The sequence below is a fragment of the Mycobacterium sp. IDUB_21 genome, from assembly GCF_055419425.1.
The window spans coordinates 174019-198133 of the sequence record NZ_JBVAXQ010000005.1 but is presented as its reverse complement, the minus strand read 5'-3'; the positions used below and the strand labels follow the sequence as shown (position 1 = coordinate 198133).

At 63.4% G+C, this 24115-nt stretch carries 31 protein-coding genes and 1 pseudogene; 22 read left to right on the top strand and 10 right to left on the bottom strand.

From position 1 onward, the window contains the following. Positions 1-33: 33 nt before the first annotated feature. Entirely contained in the window at positions 34-498 is a 465-nt protein-coding gene (locus ACZYY4_RS10100; protein WP_463809831.1) for a MarR family winged helix-turn-helix transcriptional regulator, read from the bottom strand. 97 nt (positions 499-595) lie between these two features. On the opposite strand from ACZYY4_RS10100, the gene ACZYY4_RS10095 reads away from it, so the two are divergent. The 3 genes from ACZYY4_RS10095 to ACZYY4_RS10085 are packed head-to-tail and all read left to right on the top strand — an operon-like array spanning position 596 to position 2661. Next, positions 596-1216 carry an NADPH-dependent F420 reductase gene (locus tag ACZYY4_RS10095; RefSeq protein ID WP_463809830.1) on the top strand — a complete coding sequence of 207 codons (621 nt, stop codon included), beginning with the start codon at positions 596-598 and terminating at the stop codon, positions 1214-1216. A gap of 28 nt (positions 1217-1244) precedes the next feature. Then, positions 1245-2195, top strand: coding sequence for an SDR family oxidoreductase (locus tag ACZYY4_RS10090; protein ID WP_463809829.1), 951 nt, complete (start codon positions 1245-1247; stop codon positions 2193-2195). Between the two features lie 40 nt (positions 2196-2235). After that, positions 2236-2661 (top strand): nuclear transport factor 2-like protein, encoded by a 426-nt coding sequence (locus ACZYY4_RS10085; RefSeq protein WP_463809828.1) that lies wholly within the window; start codon positions 2236-2238, stop codon positions 2659-2661. A 13-nt stretch (positions 2662-2674) separates the two neighbouring features. Here ACZYY4_RS10085 and ACZYY4_RS10080 read toward each other — a convergent pair whose 3' ends face one another. Then, positions 2675-3562 carry a TIGR03619 family F420-dependent LLM class oxidoreductase gene (locus tag ACZYY4_RS10080; RefSeq protein WP_463809827.1) on the bottom strand — a complete coding sequence of 296 codons (888 nt, stop codon included), beginning with the start codon at positions 3560-3562 and terminating at the stop codon, positions 2675-2677. A 165-nt stretch (positions 3563-3727) separates the two neighbouring features. Further along, on the bottom strand, positions 3728-4462 hold the full coding sequence (locus ACZYY4_RS10075) for an SDR family NAD(P)-dependent oxidoreductase (RefSeq protein ID WP_463809826.1): 735 nt from the start codon (positions 4460-4462) through the stop codon (positions 3728-3730). A 122-nt stretch (positions 4463-4584) separates the two neighbouring features. Between ACZYY4_RS10075 and ACZYY4_RS10070 the strand changes: the two genes are divergently transcribed. The 3 genes from ACZYY4_RS10070 to ACZYY4_RS10060 all read left to right on the top strand — a co-directional run bounded on the left by ACZYY4_RS10070 (position 4585) and on the right by ACZYY4_RS10060 (position 5795). Next, entirely contained in the window at positions 4585-5196 is a 612-nt protein-coding gene (locus ACZYY4_RS10070; protein ID WP_463809825.1) for a TetR/AcrR family transcriptional regulator, read from the top strand. A 174-nt stretch (positions 5197-5370) separates the two neighbouring features. After that, positions 5371-5514 carry an antitoxin MazE-like protein gene (locus tag ACZYY4_RS10065; RefSeq protein ID WP_463809824.1) on the top strand — a complete coding sequence of 48 codons (144 nt, stop codon included), beginning with the start codon at positions 5371-5373 and terminating at the stop codon, positions 5512-5514. Then, positions 5511-5795: a type II toxin-antitoxin system PemK/MazF family toxin gene (locus ACZYY4_RS10060; RefSeq protein ID WP_463809823.1), complete on the top strand. Its 285-nt coding sequence runs from the start codon at positions 5511-5513 to the stop codon at positions 5793-5795. Before ACZYY4_RS10065 ends, ACZYY4_RS10060 begins: the two co-directional genes overlap by 4 nt. Positions 5796-5806: 11 nt before the next feature. Here ACZYY4_RS10060 and istB read toward each other — a convergent pair whose 3' ends face one another. Next, on the bottom strand, positions 5807-6604 hold the full coding sequence (gene istB / locus ACZYY4_RS10055; RefSeq protein WP_463809822.1) for an IS21-like element helper ATPase IstB: 798 nt from the start codon (positions 6602-6604) through the stop codon (positions 5807-5809). Next, entirely contained in the window at positions 6604-7839 is a 1236-nt protein-coding gene (gene istA, locus ACZYY4_RS10050) for an IS21 family transposase (protein WP_463809821.1), read from the bottom strand. Before istA ends, istB begins: the two co-directional genes overlap by 1 nt. Positions 7840-8199: 360 nt before the next feature. Here istA and ACZYY4_RS10045 point away from each other — a divergent pair, with 360 nt between their 5' ends. Together ACZYY4_RS10045 and ACZYY4_RS10040 are read left to right on the top strand one after the other, a co-directional pair. Next, positions 8200-8433 carry a hypothetical protein gene (locus ACZYY4_RS10045; RefSeq protein WP_463809820.1) on the top strand — a complete coding sequence of 78 codons (234 nt, stop codon included), beginning with the start codon at positions 8200-8202 and terminating at the stop codon, positions 8431-8433. Next, on the top strand, positions 8423-8734 hold the full coding sequence (locus ACZYY4_RS10040) for a type II toxin-antitoxin system PemK/MazF family toxin (protein ID WP_463809819.1): 312 nt from the start codon (positions 8423-8425) through the stop codon (positions 8732-8734). The genes ACZYY4_RS10045 and ACZYY4_RS10040 overlap by 11 nt, the downstream gene beginning before the upstream one ends. A gap of 50 nt (positions 8735-8784) precedes the next feature. On the opposite strand, the gene ACZYY4_RS10035 is transcribed toward ACZYY4_RS10040, so the two are convergent. Beyond that, positions 8785-9336 carry a YaeQ family protein gene (locus ACZYY4_RS10035; protein ID WP_463809818.1) on the bottom strand — a complete coding sequence of 184 codons (552 nt, stop codon included), beginning with the start codon at positions 9334-9336 and terminating at the stop codon, positions 8785-8787. 516 nt (positions 9337-9852) lie between these two features. On the opposite strand from ACZYY4_RS10035, the gene ACZYY4_RS10030 reads away from it, so the two are divergent. The 8 genes from ACZYY4_RS10030 (at position 9853) to ACZYY4_RS09995 (ending at position 15310) form a co-directional block, all read left to right on the top strand. Beyond that, positions 9853-10221 carry a hypothetical protein gene (locus tag ACZYY4_RS10030; RefSeq protein ID WP_463809817.1) on the top strand — a complete coding sequence of 123 codons (369 nt, stop codon included), beginning with the start codon at positions 9853-9855 and terminating at the stop codon, positions 10219-10221. A gap of 290 nt (positions 10222-10511) precedes the next feature. Next, positions 10512-10727, top strand: coding sequence for a hypothetical protein (locus ACZYY4_RS10025; RefSeq protein ID WP_463809816.1), 216 nt, complete (start codon positions 10512-10514; stop codon positions 10725-10727). 153 nt (positions 10728-10880) lie between these two features. Next, positions 10881-11096 (top strand): hypothetical protein, encoded by a 216-nt coding sequence (locus ACZYY4_RS10020; protein ID WP_463809815.1) that lies wholly within the window; start codon positions 10881-10883, stop codon positions 11094-11096. 186 nt (positions 11097-11282) lie between these two features. Further along, the gene (locus tag ACZYY4_RS10015; protein WP_463809814.1) at positions 11283-11519 is read left to right on the top strand and encodes a type II toxin-antitoxin system Phd/YefM family antitoxin; all 237 of its coding nucleotides are present in this window, start codon (positions 11283-11285) and stop codon (positions 11517-11519) included. Between the two features lie 20 nt (positions 11520-11539). Beyond that, positions 11540-11938 carry a PIN domain-containing protein gene (locus ACZYY4_RS10010; RefSeq protein ID WP_463809813.1) on the top strand — a complete coding sequence of 133 codons (399 nt, stop codon included), beginning with the start codon at positions 11540-11542 and terminating at the stop codon, positions 11936-11938. A gap of 179 nt (positions 11939-12117) precedes the next feature. After that, the gene (locus ACZYY4_RS10005; protein WP_463809812.1) at positions 12118-13350 is read left to right on the top strand and encodes an IS3 family transposase; all 1233 of its coding nucleotides are present in this window, start codon (positions 12118-12120) and stop codon (positions 13348-13350) included. A gap of 158 nt (positions 13351-13508) precedes the next feature. Further along, positions 13509-14096, top strand: a complete 588-nt coding sequence (locus tag ACZYY4_RS10000) for a TetR/AcrR family transcriptional regulator (RefSeq protein WP_020100383.1) — start codon at positions 13509-13511, stop codon at positions 14094-14096. Continuing rightward, positions 14093-15310, top strand: a complete 1218-nt coding sequence (locus tag ACZYY4_RS09995; protein ID WP_463809811.1) for an NADH:flavin oxidoreductase — start codon at positions 14093-14095, stop codon at positions 15308-15310. Before ACZYY4_RS10000 ends, ACZYY4_RS09995 begins: the two co-directional genes overlap by 4 nt. Before the next feature lie 262 nt (positions 15311-15572). Here the strand turns inward: ACZYY4_RS09995 and ACZYY4_RS09990 are convergent. Beyond that, positions 15573-16148 (bottom strand): annotated as a pseudogene (locus ACZYY4_RS09990) (transposase); the annotation flags it as partial. 64 nt (positions 16149-16212) lie between these two features. On the opposite strand from ACZYY4_RS09990, the gene ACZYY4_RS09985 reads away from it, so the two are divergent. The 6 genes from ACZYY4_RS09985 to ACZYY4_RS09960 all read left to right on the top strand — a co-directional run bounded on the left by ACZYY4_RS09985 (position 16213) and on the right by ACZYY4_RS09960 (position 20749). Then, a complete protein-coding gene (locus ACZYY4_RS09985) occupies positions 16213-16500 on the top strand; it encodes a transposase (RefSeq protein ID WP_463809810.1) in 288 nt (95 codons plus the stop codon). A gap of 63 nt (positions 16501-16563) precedes the next feature. After that, a complete protein-coding gene (locus ACZYY4_RS09980; protein ID WP_048896465.1) occupies positions 16564-17688 on the top strand; it encodes a tyrosine-type recombinase/integrase in 1125 nt (374 codons plus the stop codon). 398 nt (positions 17689-18086) lie between these two features. After that, positions 18087-18833 (top strand): hypothetical protein, encoded by a 747-nt coding sequence (locus ACZYY4_RS09975; protein WP_463809808.1) that lies wholly within the window; start codon positions 18087-18089, stop codon positions 18831-18833. Then, entirely contained in the window at positions 18805-19902 is a 1098-nt protein-coding gene (locus ACZYY4_RS09970) for a tyrosine-type recombinase/integrase (RefSeq protein WP_463809807.1), read from the top strand. The genes ACZYY4_RS09975 and ACZYY4_RS09970 overlap by 29 nt, the downstream gene beginning before the upstream one ends. Beyond that, the gene (locus ACZYY4_RS09965; RefSeq protein WP_463809806.1) at positions 19892-20311 is read left to right on the top strand and encodes a DUF6262 family protein; all 420 of its coding nucleotides are present in this window, start codon (positions 19892-19894) and stop codon (positions 20309-20311) included. The genes ACZYY4_RS09970 and ACZYY4_RS09965 overlap by 11 nt, the downstream gene beginning before the upstream one ends. Positions 20312-20452: 141 nt before the next feature. Further along, positions 20453-20749 carry an IS3 family transposase gene (locus tag ACZYY4_RS09960; protein WP_164673990.1) on the top strand — a complete coding sequence of 99 codons (297 nt, stop codon included), beginning with the start codon at positions 20453-20455 and terminating at the stop codon, positions 20747-20749. Positions 20750-20842: 93 nt separating this feature from the next. On the opposite strand, the gene ACZYY4_RS09955 is transcribed toward ACZYY4_RS09960, so the two are convergent. The 3 genes from ACZYY4_RS09955 to ACZYY4_RS09945 are packed head-to-tail and all read right to left on the bottom strand — an operon-like array spanning position 20843 to position 23773. Next, positions 20843-22342, bottom strand: coding sequence for a recombinase XerD (locus ACZYY4_RS09955; protein WP_463809805.1), 1500 nt, complete (start codon positions 22340-22342; stop codon positions 20843-20845). Beyond that, a complete protein-coding gene (locus tag ACZYY4_RS09950; protein ID WP_020100387.1) occupies positions 22332-22667 on the bottom strand; it encodes a helix-turn-helix domain-containing protein in 336 nt (111 codons plus the stop codon). Before ACZYY4_RS09950 ends, ACZYY4_RS09955 begins: the two co-directional genes overlap by 11 nt. Then, entirely contained in the window at positions 22664-23773 is a 1110-nt protein-coding gene (locus tag ACZYY4_RS09945; RefSeq protein ID WP_064427848.1) for a tyrosine-type recombinase/integrase, read from the bottom strand. The genes ACZYY4_RS09950 and ACZYY4_RS09945 overlap by 4 nt, the downstream gene beginning before the upstream one ends. Positions 23774-24115: the final 342 nt, after the last annotated feature.

Below are 24115 nucleotides of genomic sequence, written 5' to 3'. Positions count from 1 at the left end.
CGTTACCGCGCAGGTCGTGACTCTGGGTAACCGTCAGGTCGACTCGTGATTGATGTTCAGGTGCTGCAGGACTCGTTCATTGAGGGTGGCGAGCATGTCGAGCTCAGCCGGGGTGAACAGGTCGACGAAGTTCCGGCGGACGTCCTCCACATGCCCGGGTGCGGCCCTCTCGATCGCGGCGCGGCCAGCCGGCAGCAGGCAGACCATGGTGCTTCGGGCGTCGTCGGGGTTGGGCTCGCGGCTGATCAGCCCGTCCTTCTGCATGCGCCGCACCTGATGGGAGAGACGACTCTTCTCCCAGCCCAGTGCGTGGCTCAGGTGGCGGGCGGACATGCGGTCTCCGTCGAGAGTCGAGAGCACCGCCAGGACCGAGTAGTCGGCCCCGGACAGGCCCGATTCCTGCAGTCGTCGACTCAGGTGGACTTCGATCTGTTGATGCGCGTCTATGAACGCTCGCCAGGCACGGTCTTCACGGGGGTTCAGCCAGTTCGGTTCCACCGACCTCATGTTACGCCAATTGGTTGACTCATCACCCAAATCAATCTAAGGTTGAGGCGTCAACCTTTTTGATTCACCAACCGAGACGGGATACCTCATGAGCAGCATCAGCATCATCGGCCTGGGGAACATGGCCAGCACGATGGCCGGCCGGGCGCTCGCCGGCGGCAACACCGTCGAGATCATCGGGCGCGACCTGGTCAAAGCCATGGAACTGGCCGCCGCGCTCGACGGCGCCACTGTCGGGACGGCCGGTATCGCCCCGGCCGGGGACATCGTGATCCTCGCCGTGCCGTACACCAGCGCAGCGGCGGTACTCAGCGAGTACGGGGAGACTTTGCGCGGCAAGATCGTCGTCGATATCACCAACCCGGTCAGCCCCGACTTGACGGGTTTTGTCACCCCCGAGGGCAGTTCCGGCGCCCAGGAGATCGCCAAGGCCGCCCCCGCCGGCGCGCATGTCGTCAAGGCGTTCAACACCTTGTTCGCCAATGTTCTGGCCGACGGTCGCCCGGTCGACGTGTTCATCGCCGGGGACGACGCGGCGGCCAAGGCAGACGTGTCGGAGTTCATCGAGAGCCTGGGACTGCGTCCGCTGGACGCCGGGCCGCTGCCGATGGCGCGGGCACTTGAGAACGCCGGCCTGCTGGAGATAAGCCTTATCAACCACTCCATCAAGCACACCGACTTCTTCCTCGGCGTCAACGTTCTCAGCTGAGCTCGCCTACCCTGAAAAGGACAGTCACATGCGCGTTTTCGTCACTGGCGGGACCGGCCATTCCGGTTCGTACATCATCCCCGAGCTCATCGCCGCCGGGCACGAGGTCACCGGCCTGGCCCGGTCGGACTCGGCAGCGGCGGCGGTGTCCGCGCTCGGCGCGAAGGTGCGTCGCGGCAGCCTCGAGGATCTCGACGGGCTCAAGGAGGCGGCCGCGGACTCCGACGGCGTCATCCACGTCGCCCACCGGCAAGACCTGCTTCCGACCGGCGGGATCGACGCCGTGACCGCCGCGGAGGTCCCGATTATTCTCGCGTACGGCGAGGCACTCGCCGGAACCGGAAAGCCGTTGGTCGCGGCGGGCAGTATGGCCTCGTCATCATTTGGCACCCTGGGCCGACCGGCCACCGAGGAGGACCCGGCGCTGCCCAGCGGCGATGAGTACCGGGGCACCCTGCGGTTCCGTAACGCCGTGGAGCTGGCCGTAATCGGCCTCGCCGAGCGGGGAGTGCGGTCTTCGATCGTGCGGTTTCCCACCATCGCGCACAGCGGGACCGATCGTGCCGGCTTCCTCCCGGGGTTGATCGCCCTGGCGAAGGAGAAGGGCTTCGCCGGGTACCCCGGCGACGGTGCGAACCTGTGGGGCGCCGTGCACATCCGGGATGTCGGTTCCTTGTTCCGCTTGGCGCTGGAGAAGGGGGCGGCCGGCAGATATTGGCACGCGATTGAAGACGGGGGTGTCCCGTTCCGCGAGATCGCCGAGGCCATTGGCAGCCGTCTGGGCCTGTCCGTGGTGAGCATTCCCACGGACGAACTGATGCTGCGGGGATACTTCGGCATGTTTACGAATCTGGTCACGATGGGCTTTCCGGCCTCCAACCTCATCACGCGCCGAACCCTCGGTTGGGAACCCACTCAGCCCAGACTCCTCGCCGATCTGGGCAACGGCAATTACTTCTCCGATCGGCTGACGGTCTAGCTGCGAACCGGCCGAATCTCTCCCACTACGAGGAGTACTCATGACCACGTTCGCCCCGCACCGCGAAACCTTGGAGTCCTTCGTCGACTGCATTAACGGTGGCGCAGACAAAGCCACCCTGACCCGGTTGCTCGCCGAGGACGTGGTTCTCTACGGCCCGTTCGGCGATGAGCCGATCACCGGCCGCGAGATCGCTGCGGAGACCATAAAGGCCGTCAACGGACTCTCTTCCGACGACACTTATTTGGAGGTTCTCAGCGGCGAGACTCACCACGCCGCACATTTCCGGCTGCAAGTCGGAGACGCCGCGGTCAACGGCATCTTCTTCGTCCTGCTCAACCCGGGCGGCAAGATCGTAGAGGTGAGCATCTTCTACCGCACACTGCCGGCCGGGGTTGCGCTGCAGCGCAACCTCGCCGATGTAATCGGCATGCAGCCCTGGGAGTTACGCACGAAGGGGGAGTGACTACCAAAGCCCGTCAACTCGTCGGGCGGCTACCCCATGTGGTGATCACCTGGCCGGCGAAGTCGAGCAGCTGCTCAAGGCTGGGGAACAGTGCGATGGCATCTACGACCGCCTCGTCGACACCGTCCGCCGCGAAGCGTTCGAACTTGTCGACCACCGCGTCAACGGACGTTCCGGGTTCGAGGCTGATTCGCATGGCCGTCTTCAGCGCGTCAGGATCGCGGCCGGCTTCTTGCGCCGCACGGCGCGCAATCGGCCACAGCCGGTCGGGATCCTGCAGACCCTCGACCCCGAGCCAGCCGGTGCCGATGCGGCCGACCCGACGCATCGCGGCCTCGCTGGCACCGCCGATCCAGATGGGCGGACCACCCGCCTGGACCGGGCGCAGGTCGACATGGACCGCCGGCAGCGAGAAGAACTCGCTGTCCCAGGACACCGGAGTGGTCGTCCACCATGCCTGCAGGAACGCCAGCACGTCGTCGAGCATCCGCCCGCGGCGGCGCCAGTCGGCACCGCGGGCGATGTCATGTTCGTCCTTCATCCAGCCGACTCCCACGCCAACGTCGAGGCGGCCGTCGCTGAGCACGTCGAGCGTAGTCAGCTGGCGGGCCAAATGTGTTGGCTCGTAGTAGAACGTGCTGAGCGTGCTGGCGTTGAGTCGCACCCGGCTGGTCGCCGTGGCGGCGACCGTCCACAGCAGCACCGGATCGAGATAGCGGGTCATCTGCGGCGGCGGCTTTTTACCCGGATAGGTGGACTGCATGTTCACCGGCGTGACCAGTCGATCGCCGACCCACAACGTGTCATAACCAAGGTCCTCGAGCCCTCGGCAGAATGCGCTCAGGCCAACAGCGCTGGTAATAGCTGGCCCGACAATGGGAATGACGAAACCAAGCTTCATGGCGTGAATCCTCTCCAGGCGCAAAATTATCGGTCTGCGTTGACATCTGACATAGCCATACCTCTCGGTGAGCCGACCCGGGTCTCAGCCGAGGTTCACGCCAAGAGAGAAGTTCAAGTTGAAAGCCCTGACGACGTGGGCGCTTTCGGGTCTTAGGTCTCGGGGTCAGATCACCGTGGTGCCGCCGTCGACCACCAGTTCCATGCCATTGACGTAGCTCGAGTCGTCGGAGGCGAGGAACAACGCGGCCGACGCGATCTCCTCGGGTTGGCCCATCTCGCGCCGCGGGATCACCGACTCGAACTGCGCCTTCATCTCCTCGTCCATCACCTTCGCCAGCATCGGCGAGGAGACCTGACCGGGGATCAGCACGTTCACCCGGATCTTGCGGTCGCGCAACTCCGACACCCACACCCGTGCGTAGGCAGACAGCGCAGCCTTGCTCGCTGCGTACACACTCCAGTCGGGGTAGCCCCGCAGCGATGCGTTCGACCCGGTCATGAAGATCGAGCCGCCATCGTTGAACAGCGGGAGCGCCTTCTGGACGGTGAACAGCGTGCCGCGTGCATTCAGCCCGAAAGTGGCATCGAAGTGCTCCTCGGTGATCTCGCCGAGCATGGCCTGCTCGCCGATCCCGGCACTTGCCCACAACACGTCGATCGAGCCCTTTTCCTGCTTGACCGTGTCGAACAAACGGTCCAGATCGTCGAGGTCGGCCGAATCGCCCTGCACGCCCGTCACGTTCCGGCCGATCAGCTCGACGGCCTCATCCAGCGCGTCTTTCTGTCGGCCCGAGATGAAGACGTGAGCTCCTTCCTCAACGAACAACTTGGCACCGGCCAGCGCCATACCACTCGTCCCGCCAGTGATCACCGCGACCTTGCCATCGAGCTTTCCCATGATCCGCTCCATTCATTTCGTTGAGACTATGTATACCGTTCTGTGTACGTACGGTATCGGAAGATGACGGCGATGACAAGCTATGCACACCGATCAGTACCCAATTGGGTTATGCTGGGCGTATGACGGAGCTCGAGAAGGGGCCGCAGGGTCTGCGCCGCGGCAGGGGTGCACGAGAGCGCATCCTGAGCGCTTCACGACAGCTGTTCCGCGATCAGGGCATCAACAGCACCGGCATGGACCAACTCTGCGCGGTGGCCCAGGTGTCCAAGCGCACGTTTTACCAGCACTTCAGTGGCAAGGACGAGCTGATCGCCGAGCACCTACGCCGATTCGATCCCGACGTGCTGCCCGAGGTGTTCGACCGCACCGACCTCACACCCCGCGAACGGCTCCTTGCCGCCTTCGATATACACGGGCCGCTGTGCCCGTTCATCGCGGCGGCCGTCGAGATCAACGACCCGGACCACCCAGCCCGCCTACACGCCCGCGACTACAAGAAGGCCTTTGCCGCGCGACTCAGCGCGACCGCACGCGAGGCCGGTGCCACCGACCCCGACCTGCTCGGCGAACAACTGGCGCTGCTGCTCGACGGTGCCTCGGCGCGCAACCGCGTCCTCAACGCCGAGGGCTTCGCCACCGCTGCCGCCATCGCCGCCGTCCTCATCGACAACGCCATCCCCGCGGCAGCGACCCGGCCGCCGCGTGGTGCCGCCGCAACACTGACTGACTGAACAAGGAGGCGACAATGCGCGTTGGGCGCTCGGTCGCTCGGTTCAATCGCCGGTTCACCAATCGGGCGGCGCTGCGTGTCGTAGGGCGCATGCCTGCCCTGGGAATACTGGAACATACCGGGCGCCGAACCGGAAACCGTTACCGCACACCGTTGCTCGTTTTCGATACTGTCGATGCAGGTCTGGGTGCCTGACGTGCGCACGGAGACTTTTGCCGCCGAGGCGCATCGTCAGGCTTCGTTGGTTGCACGAGCGGACGCAAGCGCCGATGACCAGGACTTCATTGACGCTATCTCGACGCCGTGGGAAGAGGAGTGAACAGAGGGGAGATCTGGACCGTAGCGGCGGGCGTCTACGCGACCGAACCGCGTCCAGCAGTCATTGTTCAAGACGATCTCTTTGATGCCACGAGTTCAGTGACTATTGCTCCGATGTCCAGCACGCTGTTGGATGCGCCGTTGATGCGCATCCGGATAGCTGGCGGCGACGGCCGGTTATCCGGACTTGATCACGACAGTGATGTGATGATCGACAAGCTCACAACAGTCAGCTGTCAACGGCAACCGAAAACTGACCAGCTGTCGGCAATTGAATATTGACCAGCTTGGGTTCATTGGTCGTCGGCCGTGACGGTGGGGACGCGGCCGAGGTCTCGGTCTTTGATGCGGTAGCTATCTCCTTTGAGCGCGATGACTTCGGCGTGGTGGACGAGGCGGTCGATCATGGCGGCCGCGACGACGTCATCGCCGAAGACTTCGCCCCAGCGTCCGAAGGGCTTGTTGGAGGTGACGATCAGGCTGGCGCGTTCGTAGCGGGAAGACACCAGCTGGAAGAACAGGTTGGCGGCTTCGGGTTCGAACGGGATGTAGCCCACTTCGTCGATGACCAGCAGTGGGTAGCGAGCGAGGCGGACAAGTTCGGTTTGCAGGGTGCCGCTGTGGTGAGCGGCGGCCAGGCGGTCGACCCATTGGCTGGCGGTGGCGAACAGGACCCGATGTCCGGCCTGACACGCCCGGATCGCAATGCCGATCGCCAGGTGGGTTTTGCCAGTTCCGGGTGGACCCAGGAACACCACGTTGTCTTTAGCGGTCACGAAATCCAGGGTTCCCAGGTGGGCGATAAGGTCACGCTTGAGGCCGCGAGCGTGGTCGAAGTCGAACTCCTCTAACGATTTGCGGGACGGAAACCGGGCGGCCCGGATGCGTCCCTCGCCGCCGTGGGACTCACGGGCAGACACTTCCCGCTGCAGACACGCTGCCAGGAATTCCTCGTAGCTCCACGTCTCGCTGCGGGCACGCTCGGCGAGCCGGTCGATCGCCTCACGCAGGGTCGGCGCTTTCAAGACCCGGGTCAGATAGGCCAGCTCCGCGGTCACGTCGCGACTGCCAATGGTCGTTTTGGTGGCCATCACGCCACCGGCCCATCAAGACCGAGGACGGCGTCGTAATCGGTGAGCCGGCGTTGTTCTACCTCAACGTGGGCTGGCACGGTAAGGACCTCGAAGCGGTTGCGGCGCAGCAGCTTGGCCGCATCGACGTGATCGGGATCGGAAATCGTCTGGTGTTTGGCCCAGACCCGAACATGGTCGGCGACCAGGGCGCCGTCGCACCAGACCCGGACCCGGGACAGATCGGCGGTGACCTCGATGCGCCGCCCGACCGCAGCTGGGTGCACCGAGTAGTCATTGCCGTCGAGTCGGACGTAGTGATCGCGCGGCAGCCGGCTCGAATGGCGCCACCCGAGGGCCGGAGGCACCGGCGGTAGGCTCAGCATCGCCGCCTTGTCGGCCTCGATCCGATCAGCCGGGCGACACCCCAGCGCCCGGTGCTGGCGGTGATTGGCCCGCACTAACCAATCCTGCAGTTGTGTGTTGAAGTCCGCCGGTGAGCTGAACACCCGGCCCGGTAGGAACGCGCGTTCGAGGTAGTCGTGGAACCGCTCGACGAGACCCTTGGCTTCGGGGTCGCGGGGTTTGCAGATCAGCACCTTGGTCGCCAGCGTGCCGCGAAACGCCTGGCATGCCGCGGTCAGTTCAGGTCGTCGTGCCCGCCACCGCCCGATCGCGCCTTCGCCGTCCCACACCAACACCCGCGGCACCGCTCCCAGCGTCCAAAGATGCTGCCACCAACCGGCATAGAGATCTTCAGCGGTCCGCGTAGGGATTAGGGCCCCTGACGCCCACCGTGAATATCCCGACACCATCGTCAACACCGGCAGCGCGGTGGCCGTGCGGACCTGGCCGTACCCGACCGGCACCGTCACATCGGGAAACCAGAAGTCGCATTGCGCGATCTCGCCCGCAACATAGGTCGTGCGTGATGCCGGGTCCGGCGGCAGATAGACCGGCCGCAACTCCCGCACCCGCTCACTTAATGTTCGGATCGAATACGACCAGCCGATCCGCTCGGCGATTACCGTCGCCGGCATCCGCGGAAAGGCCGCCAACAGCTCACGAATCCTGGGCTCGGCCTCGTCAGCCACCGACCCCGCCGGCGCCCGCTGATATTTCGGCGCACCGTCTGAGGCCAACGCCGTCTTCACCGTGTTCCGCGATATACCCATCACCCGTGCGATCTCCGCGATCGGCAACTGCTCCGACCGGCGCAGTCGCCGGATCTCTGCCCAGTCCTCCACGTTCAACACTCGCTTCCTCCCTTGGCCTATAGCCAAGGGTCTCTAGGAAGCTGGTCAATTTTCAGTTGCCGCGCAGTGGTCAGTATTCAGTTGCCGCCGACATCAGCAGGCCGAACTTCCACGCCCGAGTCGGTCGGCTGACAGCTGAGCAACTCGTCGAGGTCGAGCGAGCGATGATGGCATTCCTCGGTCTTGCGCGATAGGCGAGAGCCGTTGCCCGGCAGTGCAATACCGCGTATTTTACTGATAACCCGCCATATTCGATTCCGTCCTATTCCTCTCCGGACATAGACCGGAGGTGTGTCGTCGTCGAGTGCGTTCGCCGAAGAGACCTAGCGGCTGTCTTACAAAACGTCGTACACTGTCGCTATGGCCGACACGATCACCTTCCGTCCGGACGAAGACACCTCGAAGGCGTTGGAGGTCTTGACCAAGGATGGCACGGCCGTGTCTGCAGCTGTTCGATCTGCTCTCATCGATGCGGCACGACGGAAAGCCAACGCAGCGATTCGCGCCGAGGCGGAATCGCTTGCTGAAGACGAGTCCGATCGCGCCGAGGCCATGCGGGTACTGCGCGACATGGAGACGCTGCGTGCGTGGTGAGGTCTTTAAGTTGCCTGCCCGGCGGGGGAGCCGCGGTCATGAGCAGTCCGGCTCCCGATACGCCGTAGTCGTCCAGTCGGATCATCTGCCCCTGTCGACCTGGCTGGTTGCGCCAACGTCCACATCGGCTCGTGCCGCCAGCTTTCGCCCCGAGATTGAAATCGGGGGCGTGAACACCCGCGTGCTTGCCGAGCAGGCCTCAGCGGTCGACCCGGGACGGCTCGGCAAGAGCGTCGGGTTCCTCAGCTTCGATGAGATGCGCCGCGTTGATGCGGCGCTGCGCATCGTCTTGGATCTGTGAGCTTCCGGACCATCGTTCCTATTATCAATACGATTGGCGGGCTCAGACGTTCACGCCAATAGCTCGGGCGTGAAGGTGACGTCGACTCCGCCTACGGTCATCGTCACCTGACCTTCGATCACCATCACCTGTGCCGAGACCCGTCGATCGACAGTCCGGGCCAGTTGCTGCACCGATGCGTGCGGTATCTGCACCACCGACAGATTCTGCAGCCCCGCCACTTTGGGGCCGACGGTGCGCCACCAGGTGGGCACGCCGGCGGCGAACGGGAAGAGCAGCACCTGGTCGGCCTGGCTGGCCGCCTTGCCCAAGGCGCGTTCGTCGGGCTGGCCGACGTTGATCCACTCCAGGATCCGGCCCGTGTAGTCGGCGAACGCCAAGTCCGGTACGCCAGGGGTGGACAGGCCCGCCCCGAACGTCAACTCACCATCGATGTCGCTGAGTCGATGCGCGCGAAGCCCAAAAGCCAGCAACCGCACTATCATCCGCTCATCGGTCTCACTGGGATGACGGGCCACGGTCAGCGTGTGATCGGCGTAGTAACCGTGATCGATATCGGAGACGCCAAGTTCGACTTTGAATACTGTTGCAGAAAGGGCCACGTCCATAGTGTCCACTCAGGTGGTGCCTCCCGGGCAGTCGGGCCACGTTGAGTGCTCAGGCCGCCGAGCCGGCTGTCAGTTCGAGTCGCCACCGATAGGCCACCGACTGAGTACTGTCCGACGATGGTGGTCTATGCGAGAGCGATTGGGGCGCAGCGTAATCTGCTGCAAGATTACCGGAAACCCGCCATATTCGATTCCGCCGTATTCCTCTCCACATGGAGCAGCGCATCGAGCTGTCCTGCACAGAACATGCCTCGCCCGGCGCTGAGTCGCCCGTGGATGCGGACACACCGGCGAAGTACTCCCGACCGCGGTGTTTCCTGTCGACGCTGGGACTGATGAGCCTGTCTGGGAGGCCTGGGCTGGTGACCAGCGGACCCACCCCGCTTTCGTGGCTTCGAGGCGGCGGTTGAGACTTTTGGTTGCTTTTCGGTGGCTTTCTTGTACCCTTGACGGTGTAGACCCTGCAAAAAAGAGGTTCGAGACACCAGAATAAGTTGGGACGTGATCACGATGGCTGTAGCGAACGGAACGGCCATCCACGCCCGTGCGGTGCGCCTTGACCCGCCAGAATTGGTGCGTGAACTTCTGGACCACTTGGGGCCGACCGTGGTGGCCGTGTTGGCCGGAGTGCGTGATCGCAAGCAGCCCTACAAGTGGGCCATTGACGGCGGCGCTACGCCTCGCGATGAGTCGCTGTCTCGACTGCAAGTGGCGTATCGAGCCTGGTGGACGATCGCCGACGTCGATGGCGAGAAGATCGCCCGGTCGTGGTTCATCGGGGCTAACCCGCGCTTCGGTGAGAAGCCCCCGTACATGGCGATCCGCGAGGACCAGTTCACCGACGTCCTGGCGGCCGCCGAAGAGTTCGTCGACCACTAGAAGTTCCCGGAAATCACCTGTCTCCCTTCTCGGATACGATCAGGTCTCCAATCTGAGGTAACCGTGCAGGGGGTTTACCGGTCGTGGAGCGCGACGTGCTGATTTGCAGCACAACACAATTGGCATTGCTTCCAGCCAACGCACAGACGGTTTACCGCCTGGCGGATCCACAGTACGGGCCACTGAGGCCCAGGTTGCGGCCCACCGATGCATCCGACGATCGCTCCACCTGGCACCGGTAGGACCTGGCAGGGGAGCGCACCATCTACGCAGCCTCCAGCTTGGAAGGCATGTACGCCGAGATACTGCAGCCGTTGAAGAAGCCTGAGCCGATCCCGGCCCGCGAGTTGTTCGACGACGTCGGCGAAGGCGAAACCGTACAAGATCTCATCGCGCACGACTTTGCCGAGGACGGCAAGGAACCCCCGCACGAAATCGACCTGGACTGGCTGCTCAAGCGCCGCCTCTACACAATGCTGCTACCCACTGCTGCTACCCACTGCTAGCTGGTTCATCGATGCTGAGCACTCCAACACCATCGCCTACCTGAACCGCAACCGACCGGCGGTACTGCTCGAGGAGGGACTGCAGCAGGTGACCGTGGCCGAGCTGCGCGGCGAAGATCGCTTCGTGACTAGCCATCTGGCCGAAACGAAACGATGGCATGGCCGCGCCTACAGGATCAGAGCAGCCCGATCGGGCTGCTCTACGGCTCCAAACTCGGCAGTGACTGGGAGTGTTGGACCGTGTGGCTGCGCGACGGCGTGCAGGCTGCGATCAGCATCGATGCTGGCCAACCCGTCCTGCACCCAGGCAAAAACCCGGTACTGCTCAAGGTCCTCAAGAAATACGGACTTGCAGTACCAGACATGTGAGGCGAATCGACCCACGTTGATCTGCAAACTCTGGGCCATCGTGCCTGTTCTCAATGCAGCTGGGGCACAATGCAATAAGGCGAGGTTTACTGGTAACCCTGCATATTCGATTCCTGCATATTCGCGGCGCGGGTTGGGCAGCTACGCAACTCGCACCCTTGTCTCACCGGTGATACACTTGCTCCCATGGACACGGTGACGGTGCGCGACCTTCGGAACAACGGGGGAGAAGTCCTGCGCCGCGTTGAGCACGGCGAACGCATCGTCGTCACTCGCGACGGTGCGCCGGTGGCTGAGCTCCGCCCCCTGCCCCGATCCAGCGCCGGCCCAGCCGAACTCATTCGTCGCCGCAAGAATTTTCCGCAGGTGAGCCCAGATGCGCTCCGGCGCGACATCGACAATCTGATCGACCCGTCGCTGTGACAGAATCTTCGAGCCAGGGGATGCTGGACACCTCGACGGTGATCCTCCTCGGCCAGATCTCCGACCCATCCGAGCTTCCCGACGAATCGGTTATTAGCGCGATAACGCTCGCCGAGCTTTCCGTAGGTCCGCACGTAGCGCGCGACGATATCGAGCGCAGTGCCCGTCAGCAGCACCTGCAGCAGGCCGAGGCGGACTTTGATGTTCTTCCGTTCGATGGTGATTGTGCGCGGGCATTTGGCGCCGTCGCGGCGGCACTGCGCGCATCGGGGCGTAAGCCCGCGGCGCGCGCGTATGACGCACTCATCGCGGCGAGCGCGATCGCGCATGCGTTGCCGCTCTACACATGTAATCCAGCCGACTTCGCGCGAATCCCGCGACTTGAGCTCCGGTCGGTCACCCATCCTCATCACCGGTAGGGAGGACGCTACTCGGCTGTCCGGTACCGAAAAGCGTTGGGCAACAATATAATATGCAATGGCTTACTGGTAACCCTGCATATTCGACTACTGCATATTCGACGTCGCAAGGAAAGCAAGTGAGGTGAGCCCCCTGTAGTGGTCCAGTTGATCTATACCCGTGTTGTTGGTCCACTGTTATGAGAGTTGGGGGGCAGAGTGATCATCAGGAGGTCACATGCCCCCGTCGGTACTCCACATCGGTGCGTCGGCAAATCATTGCGCGGCTGAGGTCGGGTGAGCCGGTGGCGGCCGTTTCGGTCGACACCGGGATTTGTCAGGCGACCCTGTTCCGGTGGAAACACCAAGCCCTAGTCGACGCCGGCGTCATCGACGGCATCCCGAGCGTGGAGGCCGACGAGCTCGCCGCGGCGCGTAAACGCATCGCGGCACTGGAGGCCGAGCTGGCCTTGACCAGAGATGCCTGTGAGTTGTTCAACGAGCAGGCGGTGGTGCCCCCAAAACGCCGCCGCGCGATCACTGAACAGTTGATCGCGCGAGGGCATTCAGCTCGATCTGCATGTCGGGTAACTGGATTGACGCGGTCCTTGCTGCAGTATCACCGGCGCCGCCCAGTTCCAGATCGTGAGGTTCGCCGGCTGATTGTTGCCGATACGATCACCGAGATCCACCTGCGTTCTCGCGGGACCTACGGGCGCAAGAGAGTCCGCGCTGCGCTGCTGGCCGACTACGAGATGAACGTCAATCACAAGCTGGTCAACTCCATCATGTCCGAACGCGGTCTGTATGGGCTGCCGCGCCCAGGGCGGCGAAAACCGAATCTCATTGGGGTTGACACCCCCGTTGACCTGGTGAATCGGCGCTTCACCGCCGAGATGCCCAACCAACTGTGGTGTACCGACATCACCGAACATCCCGCTCGCGACGGGAAGGTTTACTGTTGCGCGATCCTGGACTGCTTCTCGCGCTTGATCGTGGCCCGTACGTTCTCGACGTCCGCTGACACCGCACTGGTCAACAACGCGGTCAACATGGCCGTCTCTAACAGGAATCGTTGGGGGCCAACAATTCTGCATGCAGATCACGGCACGCAGTTCACCTCCTGGAGCTTCGGGGAGAACATGCGGCGATGGGGCCTGCTCGGCTCTTTCGGGACCGTGGGCGACTGCTTCGATAACGCCGCTATGGAGTCATTCTGGGCACGGTTACAGGTCGAGTTGCTCAACACCCGCAAATGGGCCACCACCATCGAATTAGCAGCCGCCATGGCCGATTACATCGACAACTTCTACACCTCGAACGCCGCCATAGCTACCTCGGTAACATCAGCCCCACAGAGTTCGAAACGCTCTGGACATCAATCAGCTCGACCCCTCAACTCGCATGATCGTGGCTCGAAACAGCGGGGATAGATCAACTGGACCACCAAACGGGTCCCCCTCATGTGCACTGAAACCCGGCCGGCGTCGTGCACACCCCGTCATATCCGCGGACCCTCATAGCGCCCCGAATTCAATCACTGTTTCAATCAACGATTGATTCCGCGGTCGATCAGTGCTTTGATGAGCCCATGGCCAACGTTGACGCGGGCACCAGAGAACGGTTGTTGACAGTGGCGGAGCGGCTGCTGCTGGAGTCGGGATACGACGAGGTTTCGGTTCGGGCGGTCTGCACGGCAGCGAACGTGAACCCGGCTGCGGTGCATTACCACTTCGGCTCGAAGGTGGGACTGGTGTCGGCGCTGCTGGAGGACCGCCTCGGACCGCTGTGGAAGGTGACCTTGGCCGACCGCGACGACGCCGAACAGTTGACGGTCCCCGATGCGGTCCGGGTCGTCGTCGACCCGCTGGTGGTGCTGGCCGCCGACCCGGCCGGGCGCCTCTACCTGAACCTGCTGTCGCGACTGCTGCTGTCTCGGCGGGAGCTGAACTGGACACAACGATGGTTTTCCCTCACACCGTGGGCAGAGTTGTTGCAGCGCAACGTGCCCGGCCTGTCCCCTGCCGAGGCGAAACACCGCTGGATGCTCGCCTTCGAACTCATCTTCGTGCAGTTCGGTGATCCACTCGCCGGGGATAGGAGATTGACCGGCCGACAAGTGGACACGCTGTGCACGGTGGTCTCGGCAGGGCTGTCGGCACCGGCGGTGAACCGATGAGCGGCCCAGCCACCGACGTGTTCGCGCCCGCGACGCTCGGGCCGATCACGCTGCGCAACCGGGTGATCAAGGCGGCGACGTTCGAGGCGCGCAGTCCTGCAGGAGCAGTCACCGACGACTTGATCGCCTACCACCGCGCGCCGGCTGCCGGAGGGGTGGGCATGACCACCGTCGCGTACTGTGCGGTCGCCCCCGAGGGACGCACCGCACGCGATCAGATCGTGATGCGACCGGACATCGTCCCAGACCTGACCCGGCTCACCGACGCCATCCACGCCGAGGGCGCGAAAGTGTGCGCGCAGTTGGGTCACGCGGGACCCGTCGCCAACGCGGCCTCCAACGGCGTTGCCGCAATATCACCGAGCCGCATGTTCAGCCCGCTGGCCATGCGGGCCACCCGAAGGCCCGACTCCGCGGCACTGTCACGGGTGGTCGCCGACCATGCCCGAGCGGCGGCAGTGGCCGTCGAGGCCGGCTTCGACGGGGTCGAACTGCATTTCGCGCACAACTATCTGGTGAGTGCGTTCCTCAGTCCACTGCTCAACCGGCGCAGGGACGACTACGGCGGAAGTCTGGTCAACCGTGCCCGGCTGGCTCGGCGGATCGCGATCGCCGTGCGAGAAGCGGTGGGAGACCGAGTCGCGGTGATCGCCAAGCTCAGCATGGACGACGGTGTCGCCGGCGGGTTGCGGCTCGAGGAGAGTCTGCAGGTCGGGCGGTGGCTGCAGGACGACGGTGCCCTCGACGCGCTTGAGCTGACCGTGGGCAGTTCACTGCTCAACCCGATGTTCTACTTCCGCGGCGATGCGCCACGCAGCGAGTTCGCGCGGACCTTCCAGCCGCCGCTGAGCTGGGCGTTGAGGACCGCCGGGCGGCCCTTCCTACGGCGCTACCCGTACCAGGACGCCTATCTGCTCGACCACGCCCGCCAGTTCCGTCGCGAGCTGTCGATGCCGTTGATCCTGCTCGGCGGCATCACCACCAAAGCCACCATGGACATGGCGATGCGTGAAGGTTTCGAATTCGTGGCCATGGCACGTGCACTGCTGCGGGACCCATCGCTGCTCAACCGAATTCGGCAGGACCGGGATGCCGCTTCGCTGTGCACGCACTGCAACAAGTGCATGGTGACGATCTTCGAGCGGACCCACTGCGTGCTCACCACTGAACCGGTGACGCTTCCCGACCGGGAGTTCATCGGCGGGAGCAGCTGAGGGCCCCAACCTCAATCGCCAGCGTATGCGGAAACGTCCTGCCGAACCGTGGACGTTGACCTGACCCACCCGAGCGGCCCGAGGCTGGACTCCCTGGTTGACAGGCTCATAATTGTTGTCGCCTTGCGACTTCGGGTGAGGACTGGATGCGAAATCCTCTGCCGGTCGTACTCTGCGGCAACGTGGGTTGCGTCCAGTAGAGTGGGGTCAAGTCCAGGGACGTGGTGTACGACCTCGTCGTGTGATTCTTCGAGGTGATGGTTCAGGCGGTCAGTGCTGCGGGGGTGGCCTCCTGTTCGGTCGGGGTATTGTTGACGGTGCGTGATTTGCTCAGCACGTCGAGGCCGAGGTAACGCCGGGATTCGGCCCATTCGTCGTGTTGCTCGGCCAGCACGGCGCCGACGAGGCGGATGAGGGCGTCGCGGTCGGGGAAGATGCCGACGACGTCGGTGCGGCGGCGGATCTCCTTATTGAGGCGCTCCTGAGGATTGTTGGACCAGATCTGACGCCAGATCTGCTTGGGGAACGCGGTGAACGCGAGCAGGTCCGGGCGGGCCGCTTCGAGGTGCTCGGCCACCTTGGGAAGTTTGTCGGACAGCGCGTCGATGATCCGGTCATACTGGGCGGCAACAGATTCCGCGTCAGGTTGATCGAACACCGAATGCAACAGGGTGCGCACCCACGGCCATGACGCTTTCGGGGTCAGCGCCATCAGATTCGTTGTGTAGTGGGTTCTGCAGCGCTGCCAGGCCGCGCCGGGCAGGGTGGCGCCGATGGCGGCCACCAGCCCGGCGTGGGCGTCGCTGGTAACCAGTTTGACCCCCGATAGGCCCCGTGAGGTTCCCCCCGGGTGGTGGACATCGAGATAGCAGGTTGGATGATCCTGCTGGAAGGATGTCACCATGTCCCGAACCCGTCGGTCGTTTACGACCGAGTACAAGGTCGAGGCCGCTCATCGGGTGATCGATTCCGGGCGCACCATCGCCGAGGTCGCCCGCGAACTGGGTCTCAACGAGGCCCTGCTGGGGCGGTGGGTCGCCGACGAGCGGCGTCGCGTGGAGGCCGCGGCGGCCCGCAACGAGGAGCCGTTGACCCCGTCCGAGCGCACCGAGCTGGCGCGGTTACGAAAGCAGGTCGCCGAGCAGGAAAAGGACATCGTTATCTCCAGCCTTCTGACTGCATGTCGTTGATGTAGGCGACACACCCTTTGAGGCTCATCGTGTTTCGTCGTGGACCGGTTATCTTTAGTGTCTATGACACCCTCACCGGGTTATGTGGTCCAACGGGTGGTGATGCCGTTCGGCGATCCGGAGTCGTGGACTGTGGTGGGTGCCGATGCATGCGCTGTGGAGCCGGTTGAGGCGTTCTTGGCTCATCTGCATGCGGTGGAACGATCTGCCAACACCGTGCGTGCGTATGCCCATGATCTTCGGGACTGGTTCACGTTTTGCGCCCGGTCAGGTCTGGGGTGGTCGAATGTACGCCTGGAGGATGTGGGCCGGTTCGTCGCCTGGCTGAGGTTGGGGCCAGAGTCCAGGGATGCGCCGAATGTGGTGGCGTTTCCGACCATGGCGCCTGCGGGGTGCTCAGGGGCGACGGTGAATCGGAAGCTGTCGGCGGTGTCGGCGTTCTATGAGTTCCATCAGCGCCACGGTGTAGATCTGGGTGATCTGCTGGTGACGTGGCAGCGACGGGGATCCGGTGGTGGTTCGTGGCGGCCTTTGTTGGCGCACTTGGGTTCTCGACCGGAAAAGACGCGACGGATCCGGTTGCGTGCCGACAAGCGGCTGCCGTCGACTCTGGATGAACAGCAGGTCGCAGCGGTGTTGGGGTCGTGCCAGCGGTTGCGGGACCGGTTGTTGTTCACCTTGCTGGCCGAGACCGGATTGCGCATTGGCGAAGCTCTGGGATTGCGCCATGAGGACATCGACGCTGCGTCGTGCGTGGTGTCGGTGGTGGGCCGTAACAACGCTAACGGGGCGCGGGCGAAGTCTGGCTCCCGTCAAGTTCCGGCGCCGGGCCAACTGATCCGACTGTACTGCGATTATCTGCATACCGAGTATGGCGACCTGGATAGCGATTACGTGTTCGTGAATCTGTGGGCTGATCCGGTGGGGGTGCCGATGAGTTACCGCAGCGTTTACGATCTGGTGCTACGTCTTCGTGCTAGATCGGGAATCATGTTCTCACCGCATGTGTTTCGCCACACCTACGCAACTGATCTGCTGCGCCGCGGGGTCGCGGTAGAGGTGGTGAGCAAGTTGCTGGGACACGCCTCGATCAGCACAACCGGTGACACGTACTCCCACCTGAGTGTGGAGGACACCCGCCGGGCACTGCTGGCCGCAGGGGTTCTCAATCACGACGGCGCACTGTGATGAGCACACTGGCGGCACATTCCACGACCGCCGGTATGAGCGGATACGCGCAGAGATTGGCCGCCGCGGTGCGGCCTGAGTTCCGGGTCGAGGTGCTGGTTCCCGCGGTGGGGGATCCGATCCTCGGCACTCCGGCGTGCATCGTTGCCGGTTGTGTGCGATCGAGCCATTACGACCGTTTATGCCAGGCTCACCGGCACCGATGGAAGAAAGACGGCCGGCCCGAACTTACCAAGTGGGCCGCCCAGGCGAACCCGCAAGTGACCGGCCACAGGCCGCTGCACACCTGCGAGGTGACCGGCTGTGGGTTCGGGCAACATCGATATCGGTTGTGCTACCGGCATTCCCGACAATGGGATGCTGGCGGACATCCCGACCGGGCGCAATGGTTACCGCCGGTGGTGACCACAGCCGCGGTGTGCGGGGTGATCGGATGCCGGTTGTGGTCTGAACTCGACGCCGGTTGGTGCCGCGGCCACCACACCCGGTGGCGGATGCGGGGATATCCCTCACCCGAGGCGTTCGTCGCCTACTGCGCCAACTACGGGGAGGACCGCTTCGACTTCCGGGGGCTCTCACCGCAGGTTCGTTTGGAGATCCAATACGCGGTGCAGTGCCGGGTGGATGCCCAGCGTGCCCGCACCGTTCCCCGGGCGGTCAAACCGCTGCTCGATCACCTCGCTACTGCCGTGGATGTGTCGCTGTTGGACCTGCCATTGGACGCCTGGCTCGGTGAGCTGCCCCCGGCAGCCACCAGCACCGCACGGGCCTTCCTGGGGTTCGCCATTGACTGCCTGCTGGACCTGCGTGACGGCGGCGGCTGGGAGGCCGAATACGACCGCGATGTTTGGCTACTGCGGCGATTGTCGATACCCGGGGCCGGTCATGGCGCCCAGCTCGACTTCACCGCAGTGCAGCCGCCGTGGCTGCGAGAACTGGTTAAACGGTGGTGCCGGTGGCGGCTGTCATGCGGGATCGGACTCACGCAGGTCCGCCGAGACGTCGTTGCGCTGATCAGGCTGTCGCGGTTGACCCCAGAGCTTGCCAGCTCGCCGGGGCCCACCGGGTTGAGCCGTGTCAGCCTGGAGGGCTACCTGGCCGCATTGGCAGCTGAACTTGGCCCGCCCCAAGACACGCCGCGGTGATATCGGCGCGGTAAGCGGGTTCCTGCGAGCGGTCCGCCAGCACCGATGGGCGGTGCTGCCCGTCGATGCCGAGCTCTACCCCGAGGATTGTCCCCGCCCCGAACAAGCCACGTTGTCTCGAGCAATCCCCGAATTCGTCATGAGCCAGCTCGAAGACCCGGTCAACCTTGACCGCATCAGCGACTCCCGCATCCGCTTGTTAGTCGAAATCCTCAACGGTGCCGGGCTGCGCATCGGTGACGCCACCCACCTGAGCATCGATTGCCTCGTCCACGATCCGGCCGGCGCGACCTATCTGCGCTATCGCAACCACAAGATGCGCCGCGAAGCGATGGTGCCCATCGATGAACAGCTCGCCGCCATGATCGCTGACCAACAGCGTCGCACGACTGCAGCATTTCCCGAGACGGCGGTGTTGATCCCACGCTCGCATGCCAACCCCCACGGTCGTCATCCGATGGGGCCCAATACCTTTGACATGCACCTCAAGGGATGGCTGGCTGATGTTGGCGTTGTCGACGAGTTGGGCCGCCCGGCCAAAGTGACCCCGCACCAGTTCCGCCACACCTACGCCACCCGGCTGATCAACAACGACGTCTCTCAAGAAGTCGTGCGCAGACTGCTCGATCACACCAGCCACACCATGACCGCCCGCTATGCCCGCCTGGCCGACACGACAATCCGAACCCAGTGGGAACGTGCCCGCAAGATCGACATCCACGGCCAGCCCGTTGGTACCACCAGCGACGGACTGATCGGCGACGCCGAATGGATGAACCACAATCTTGCCCGCGCGAAAATGGCGCTACCCAACGGCTATTGCGGACTACCGCTGCAGAAGTCCTGCCCACACGCCAACGCGTGTCTGAGCTGCCCCGTATTCATTACGACACCAGAATTCCTGCCGCAGCACCACGCTCAGCGCAGCCAGACCCTGCAGTTGATCACCGCCGCCGAAGCCCGCGGCCAACAACGCCTGGCCGAATCCAACCGCACCGTGCTGGCCAATCTCGACACCATCATCACCGCACTCGAAGCCGACCCGGAGGACGCAGAACATGCGCGCTGACAACAGCTCTCACCTTGCCGCCGCAGCCAAGCAGCGCCACGAGCAGACCCGCGCCAAAGCGATCGCCGCCCGACACGACCTCGACCAGACCGGAGCCGCGATCAGCTTCCAAGCCGTAGCCGACCGCGCCGACGTTTCACGCTCCTGGCTCTACACCCAAACCGACCTCAAAGACGAAATCCGCAGGATCCGTGCCCTGCACCAACCCACGCCCGGCCACCGCACGCGCTCACCCCAACCCGCCAGCGACGCATCGCTGCGGCAACGGCTTACCCTCGCTCACCAACGGATCCGCGAACTCGATGAGGATAACCATCGACTCCGCAGTCAAATAGCCCATCTCCACGGCCAAAACCGCGCCAACCGCACCACTGCGTCGAAGACACTGTCCACGACACAAACACCGTAGTCACACCACAATCCCCTGGCACCGGCTGAAGATAACGTTGGCGTTCCTGAAAAAAGCCTCGGCGTACTTTGCGGCCAACGGACTGAAGTAGATCGGTTCGAGTTGATGGCGGCAGAGTGCGCGACCACGGAGATCACCCGAATGGCACGCTTGCTGGGGGTCTCGACTTCTGGCTACTACAAGCGTGTGAAGCGGTCGGATACAACGGAATTGACTAATCGAGAGCAACGGAAAGCCGATCTGACCGTGAAGGTCGTCGCACACCATCGCGACTCCGGTGGGACCTACGGGTCACCCCGGATCACCGCTGATCTGCGGGCTGCCGGTGAGCAGGTTTCGGAAAAGACTGTCGCCAAGATCATGGCCGAGATCGGTCTGGTCGGGATCAGTCCGCGCACGTTCAAGGTGCTGACCGCGTGGTCCAGTCGCTTTAGGTAGGTGCCGTGGTGCTTCTCCTCGTACTGAGGGCTCAGCGACTGGAGCGGCTTTTCAGCGAACTTCTCCGCAGTCACGTGTCCTTTGGTCGAGTCATCAAGTGCTTGGCCTAGATGCGGGTACGTACCTGCCCCATGGCTGCGCAGCGAGTTCCGCATGCCGATGTACCACTTGGTCGCTGTAGCCGAGCATTTCGGCCACGACCGGAGGAGGCACCTGGGTAACGAGTTCGCGCAACGCGATGTTTCGAGCGCCGAGCAGGTCGATGCCGAGGCGCCGCAGACGGTCCATGACGGTGTTGGGGTGCAGGTGTTCGCCGGGTCGGTTTCCCGGAAAGAGCCAAGGATTGTCTGCCCCAGCGGTTCGGAGGTTGGGCCGGCTATTGATGTGCCTCTTGAGCAGGTCAGCGAAGGGCTCGGGGACGGGCGACGGAGTAACACCGAGGACCAGCGAGAGTCCCTCGGGAGCGACGAGCACCTTGCTCATCGGGATGGCTGCGACCTTCACGAGTGGCTGGGCGTAGAGGAGTAGCAGGGTTCCGGCGACGCGGTAGGGGAGCGATTCGCTGTCGCCGGACAGGAGCTCGCGAATCCACTCAAGTCGCTGGTCTTGCGTGAGCGCTCGGACCGTCTTGGCCTGCCGATGCCCGAGGGTGATTGATCGGTTGACCCGCATTTTTTCGCACCAGATGATGAATGTCCGGATGAGGTGCCGCGTTGTCGGACCGGTTGTGACCCACTGGTCCACATCTTGCTGTGTGCAGTTGGCGATGGTCCGTCCGTGTTCGTCGCGAAGCCACTCAAGGAACTTCAGTGCTTCGGTGATGTCCTGCTTCGAGGCGTGAACGGGCCCACGGGTTGGCTTTCCGGCGAGCGCAATATCGTTGATTCGTTTGAGGTGGTGCCAGGTGGCGAACTGTCTGATCGGTCTGGCGATCTCGGGGTCTGATACTGGGTGGAGCTTGTCGTCGATCCACCGCTCGAAGTAGGCAAGGTACTTGTCACGGGCCTGCAACACCTCATGGTGCTGAAGGATGGCCCGAAGGTGCTCGACGTGCCGGCCCCTGGGCTCGTACTGGTCCAGTCCGTCGTGGGTGAGGGGAGTGGTGCCGCCTCCGAGGGAGCGAAGGAGTGCCTGAACCTTGTCCGATCGTTTCCAAGTGATTATGCTCTCGGCGCGATCGGCTGCGCACAGGGCGTCGATGAGATGTGTGAAGCTCGCGGGGGAGTCCGGGTGGAGGAACGCTCGCTCAAGGTCTTCGCGGAGGCTGCAACGTGCGCATACGTTGCCGCGGTAGGGTCGCCGCTCGTCGTTGCACGACGTGCAGTGGAAGTTCTGGCGGATACGTGCGCAGTCTCGACACACCGCTTGATCGCCGATGTCCAGTCGGCCGGGCAAAAGGCGGTGGAATCCGCAGCTGGGACAGTCGCCGTAGAGGCTGGTTGCTTCGTAGTAGCAGGAGTTGCAGATGCGGCCGTCTGGCCATGTTGCTGCCGTGCGCCGCATCTCGCGGTGACAGCGAGCGCACTCCATTGATCCGTCCGTGACCTTGGGTCCCCCGCGAACGGTGTTCCGGCGCTGCGGTTCAATCGTCATCGCTGAGGATCCGAGCACGCTTGGGGCGGATGGTCTTGTTCAGTTCTACGACGTTCTCTCGGCCGGCGCTGGCGGCCTTCCTTCGGGCGTCCGCGGCAGTAACGGTGACGAGATCGTCTGGGCCGCAGTCGAAGATGTCGCAGAGTGCGGCGATTAGCTTCAGAGAAACTCGTTCGGGTCTTTGGTGGACGAGTCGGTAGACCTGTGGCCGTGACAGCGTGATGCCGCGTTCATTCAGCCGTGGGATGAGGTCGGTGCTGTTGTGCATCTGGTTACCCGCCATAAGCTCGGCGAGCCGCCATTGGTAATCGACATCGCGTTTCATCCGGCGCCGCCGTTCTGCTTCGGCTGAAGCGCTGCGGCGATAGTGGCGTCGAGCGCATTTCGCAGCGTCCGGGTGCGGTAGTCGCTGCTGACACAGCTATAGATCGCTGTGGTCGACGCATGCTCATGGCCCATTTGGTGTTGGACGAACATCGCGTCCCAGCCGGCTTCGAGCAAGTGCGTTGCATAGGACCGTCGGAACGAGTGGAGGTCGAGGCCGGGCGAGAGGTCGAGATCGTCACAGTAGCGGCGGAACCGCCTGATGAGGGTGGTTTCCGAGACGAGATTTCCACGTTCGCTGGGGAACAGGTCGATCCCGTCGTCCATATGGGGCTGACCATTCTCCAGCCAGTCGACCAGTACTTCGGGTGTCCAGTCGAAGACTGTCAGGACGCTGCGCCGCTTCGGCGGGGAGCCCTTCTTCGCTTTGCCGTATCGCACATGAACCAGGCCGAACTTTCCGAACTCCTTAGCGTGGGGGTTCCTTGCGAAGTCGACCGTCTGCAAGTGGGCCAGTTCGTTGAACCGCAACCCATACGAGTAGGCGATCTTGAACATCACGGCGTCGCGGTATGCGGGCAGCCAACCCTTTCTGCCCGAAGCTACGACGGCAGATACCTGCTCGTCGGCATGATCGAAGAAGTCTTGAAGTTCGCGCTTGGTGAATGCGCGTTTCTCGGGTTGGGCCTCGTTCTCCTGGACGTGGCGAGCGGTGTTCCAGTCGAAGAAGACTTGGGATGGGTGGGTTCCGAACAGTGCTTCGCAGACGCGGTCCCAGCCGTAGTCCGGATTGCTGATATAGGAGCAGAACTGTCGTAGGCCGACCTGATACGAACGGATCGACGACTGGGCGAGTTTGTGGATACTTCGAAGATCGCCGAAGAACTCGTCGACCATGGCGACGGTCCAGGTCCATGGGAATTCGTTCGAGTGCTCGATGAAGCGCTGCACCTGCTTGATGCGGGCGTCGATAGTCTCGAACTGCAGATTGCGGCTGAGTTGCTGGTTGCGCCAGCCCTGGAGCATTTCGGCGACTGTCTGTTCTTCGGGGTGCAGGGGCCTGACCGCGTCAACGAGATATGCACGTCCGACGTCGTCGACTGCCACCTGAAACTCCTGCCAACTGGTATCAACAGATGAATCAATGATTCATCTGTTGCATCATCAAGTCAAGGCCCCAGGTCAGCGTGTCGCTGGAACGCCCCCGGGTGTGGCCGGCAGTGCGGCCGACACACGTCCGCGCTACAGGGACTGCGGGCGGAACGTCTTGCAACGCAACCGAAGGCGACGGGAGGAGCGGTGACCGGCATGAGGTCAGGCAGTGATTCATCTGATGCAATATGCAGTGGTTAACTTGACATAATGTAGGTTATCGGCGTTAGGGTTATCCGCTGGGTGTGGCCGGACGGGGCCGGCGTCGTCGTTGTCTTCACCTCAAAGCTGCCGGCC

Coding starts and splice junctions, on each gene's coding strand:
- ACZYY4_RS10095 (WP_463809830.1), top strand. CDS start 596: ATGAGCAGCATCAGCATCATCGGCCTGGGGAACATGGCCAGCACGATG.
- ACZYY4_RS10090 (WP_463809829.1), top strand. CDS start 1,245: ATGCGCGTTTTCGTCACTGGCGGGACCGGCCATTCCGGTTCGTACATC.
- ACZYY4_RS10085 (WP_463809828.1), top strand. CDS start 2,236: ATGACCACGTTCGCCCCGCACCGCGAAACCTTGGAGTCCTTCGTCGAC.
- ACZYY4_RS10080 (WP_463809827.1), bottom strand. CDS start 3,562: ATGAAGCTTGGTTTCGTCATTCCCATTGTCGGGCCAGCTATTACCAGC.
- ACZYY4_RS10075 (WP_463809826.1), bottom strand. CDS start 4,462: ATGGGAAAGCTCGATGGCAAGGTCGCGGTGATCACTGGCGGGACGAGT.
- ACZYY4_RS10070 (WP_463809825.1), top strand. CDS start 4,585: ATGACGGAGCTCGAGAAGGGGCCGCAGGGTCTGCGCCGCGGCAGGGGT.
- ACZYY4_RS10065 (WP_463809824.1), top strand. CDS start 5,371: ATGCAGGTCTGGGTGCCTGACGTGCGCACGGAGACTTTTGCCGCCGAG.
- istB (WP_463809822.1), bottom strand. CDS start 6,604: ATGGCCACCAAAACGACCATTGGCAGTCGCGACGTGACCGCGGAGCTG.
- ACZYY4_RS10045 (WP_463809820.1), top strand. CDS start 8,200: ATGGCCGACACGATCACCTTCCGTCCGGACGAAGACACCTCGAAGGCG.
- ACZYY4_RS10030 (WP_463809817.1), top strand. CDS start 9,853: ATGGCTGTAGCGAACGGAACGGCCATCCACGCCCGTGCGGTGCGCCTT.
- ACZYY4_RS10025 (WP_463809816.1), top strand. CDS start 10,512: ATGTACGCCGAGATACTGCAGCCGTTGAAGAAGCCTGAGCCGATCCCG.
- ACZYY4_RS10020 (WP_463809815.1), top strand. CDS start 10,881: ATGGCATGGCCGCGCCTACAGGATCAGAGCAGCCCGATCGGGCTGCTC.
- ACZYY4_RS10015 (WP_463809814.1), top strand. CDS start 11,283: ATGGACACGGTGACGGTGCGCGACCTTCGGAACAACGGGGGAGAAGTC.
- ACZYY4_RS10010 (WP_463809813.1), top strand. CDS start 11,540: ATGCTGGACACCTCGACGGTGATCCTCCTCGGCCAGATCTCCGACCCA.
- ACZYY4_RS10005 (WP_463809812.1), top strand. CDS start 12,118: ATGAGAGTTGGGGGGCAGAGTGATCATCAGGAGGTCACATGCCCCCGT.
- ACZYY4_RS10000 (WP_020100383.1), top strand. CDS start 13,509: ATGGCCAACGTTGACGCGGGCACCAGAGAACGGTTGTTGACAGTGGCG.
- ACZYY4_RS09995 (WP_463809811.1), top strand. CDS start 14,093: ATGAGCGGCCCAGCCACCGACGTGTTCGCGCCCGCGACGCTCGGGCCG.
- ACZYY4_RS09985 (WP_463809810.1), top strand. CDS start 16,213: ATGTCCCGAACCCGTCGGTCGTTTACGACCGAGTACAAGGTCGAGGCC.
- ACZYY4_RS09980 (WP_048896465.1), top strand. CDS start 16,564: ATGACACCCTCACCGGGTTATGTGGTCCAACGGGTGGTGATGCCGTTC.
- ACZYY4_RS09965 (WP_463809806.1), top strand. CDS start 19,892: ATGCGCGCTGACAACAGCTCTCACCTTGCCGCCGCAGCCAAGCAGCGC.
- ACZYY4_RS09960 (WP_164673990.1), top strand. CDS start 20,453: ATGGCACGCTTGCTGGGGGTCTCGACTTCTGGCTACTACAAGCGTGTG.
- ACZYY4_RS09955 (WP_463809805.1), bottom strand. CDS start 22,342: ATGACGATTGAACCGCAGCGCCGGAACACCGTTCGCGGGGGACCCAAG.
- ACZYY4_RS09950 (WP_020100387.1), bottom strand. CDS start 22,667: ATGAAACGCGATGTCGATTACCAATGGCGGCTCGCCGAGCTTATGGCG.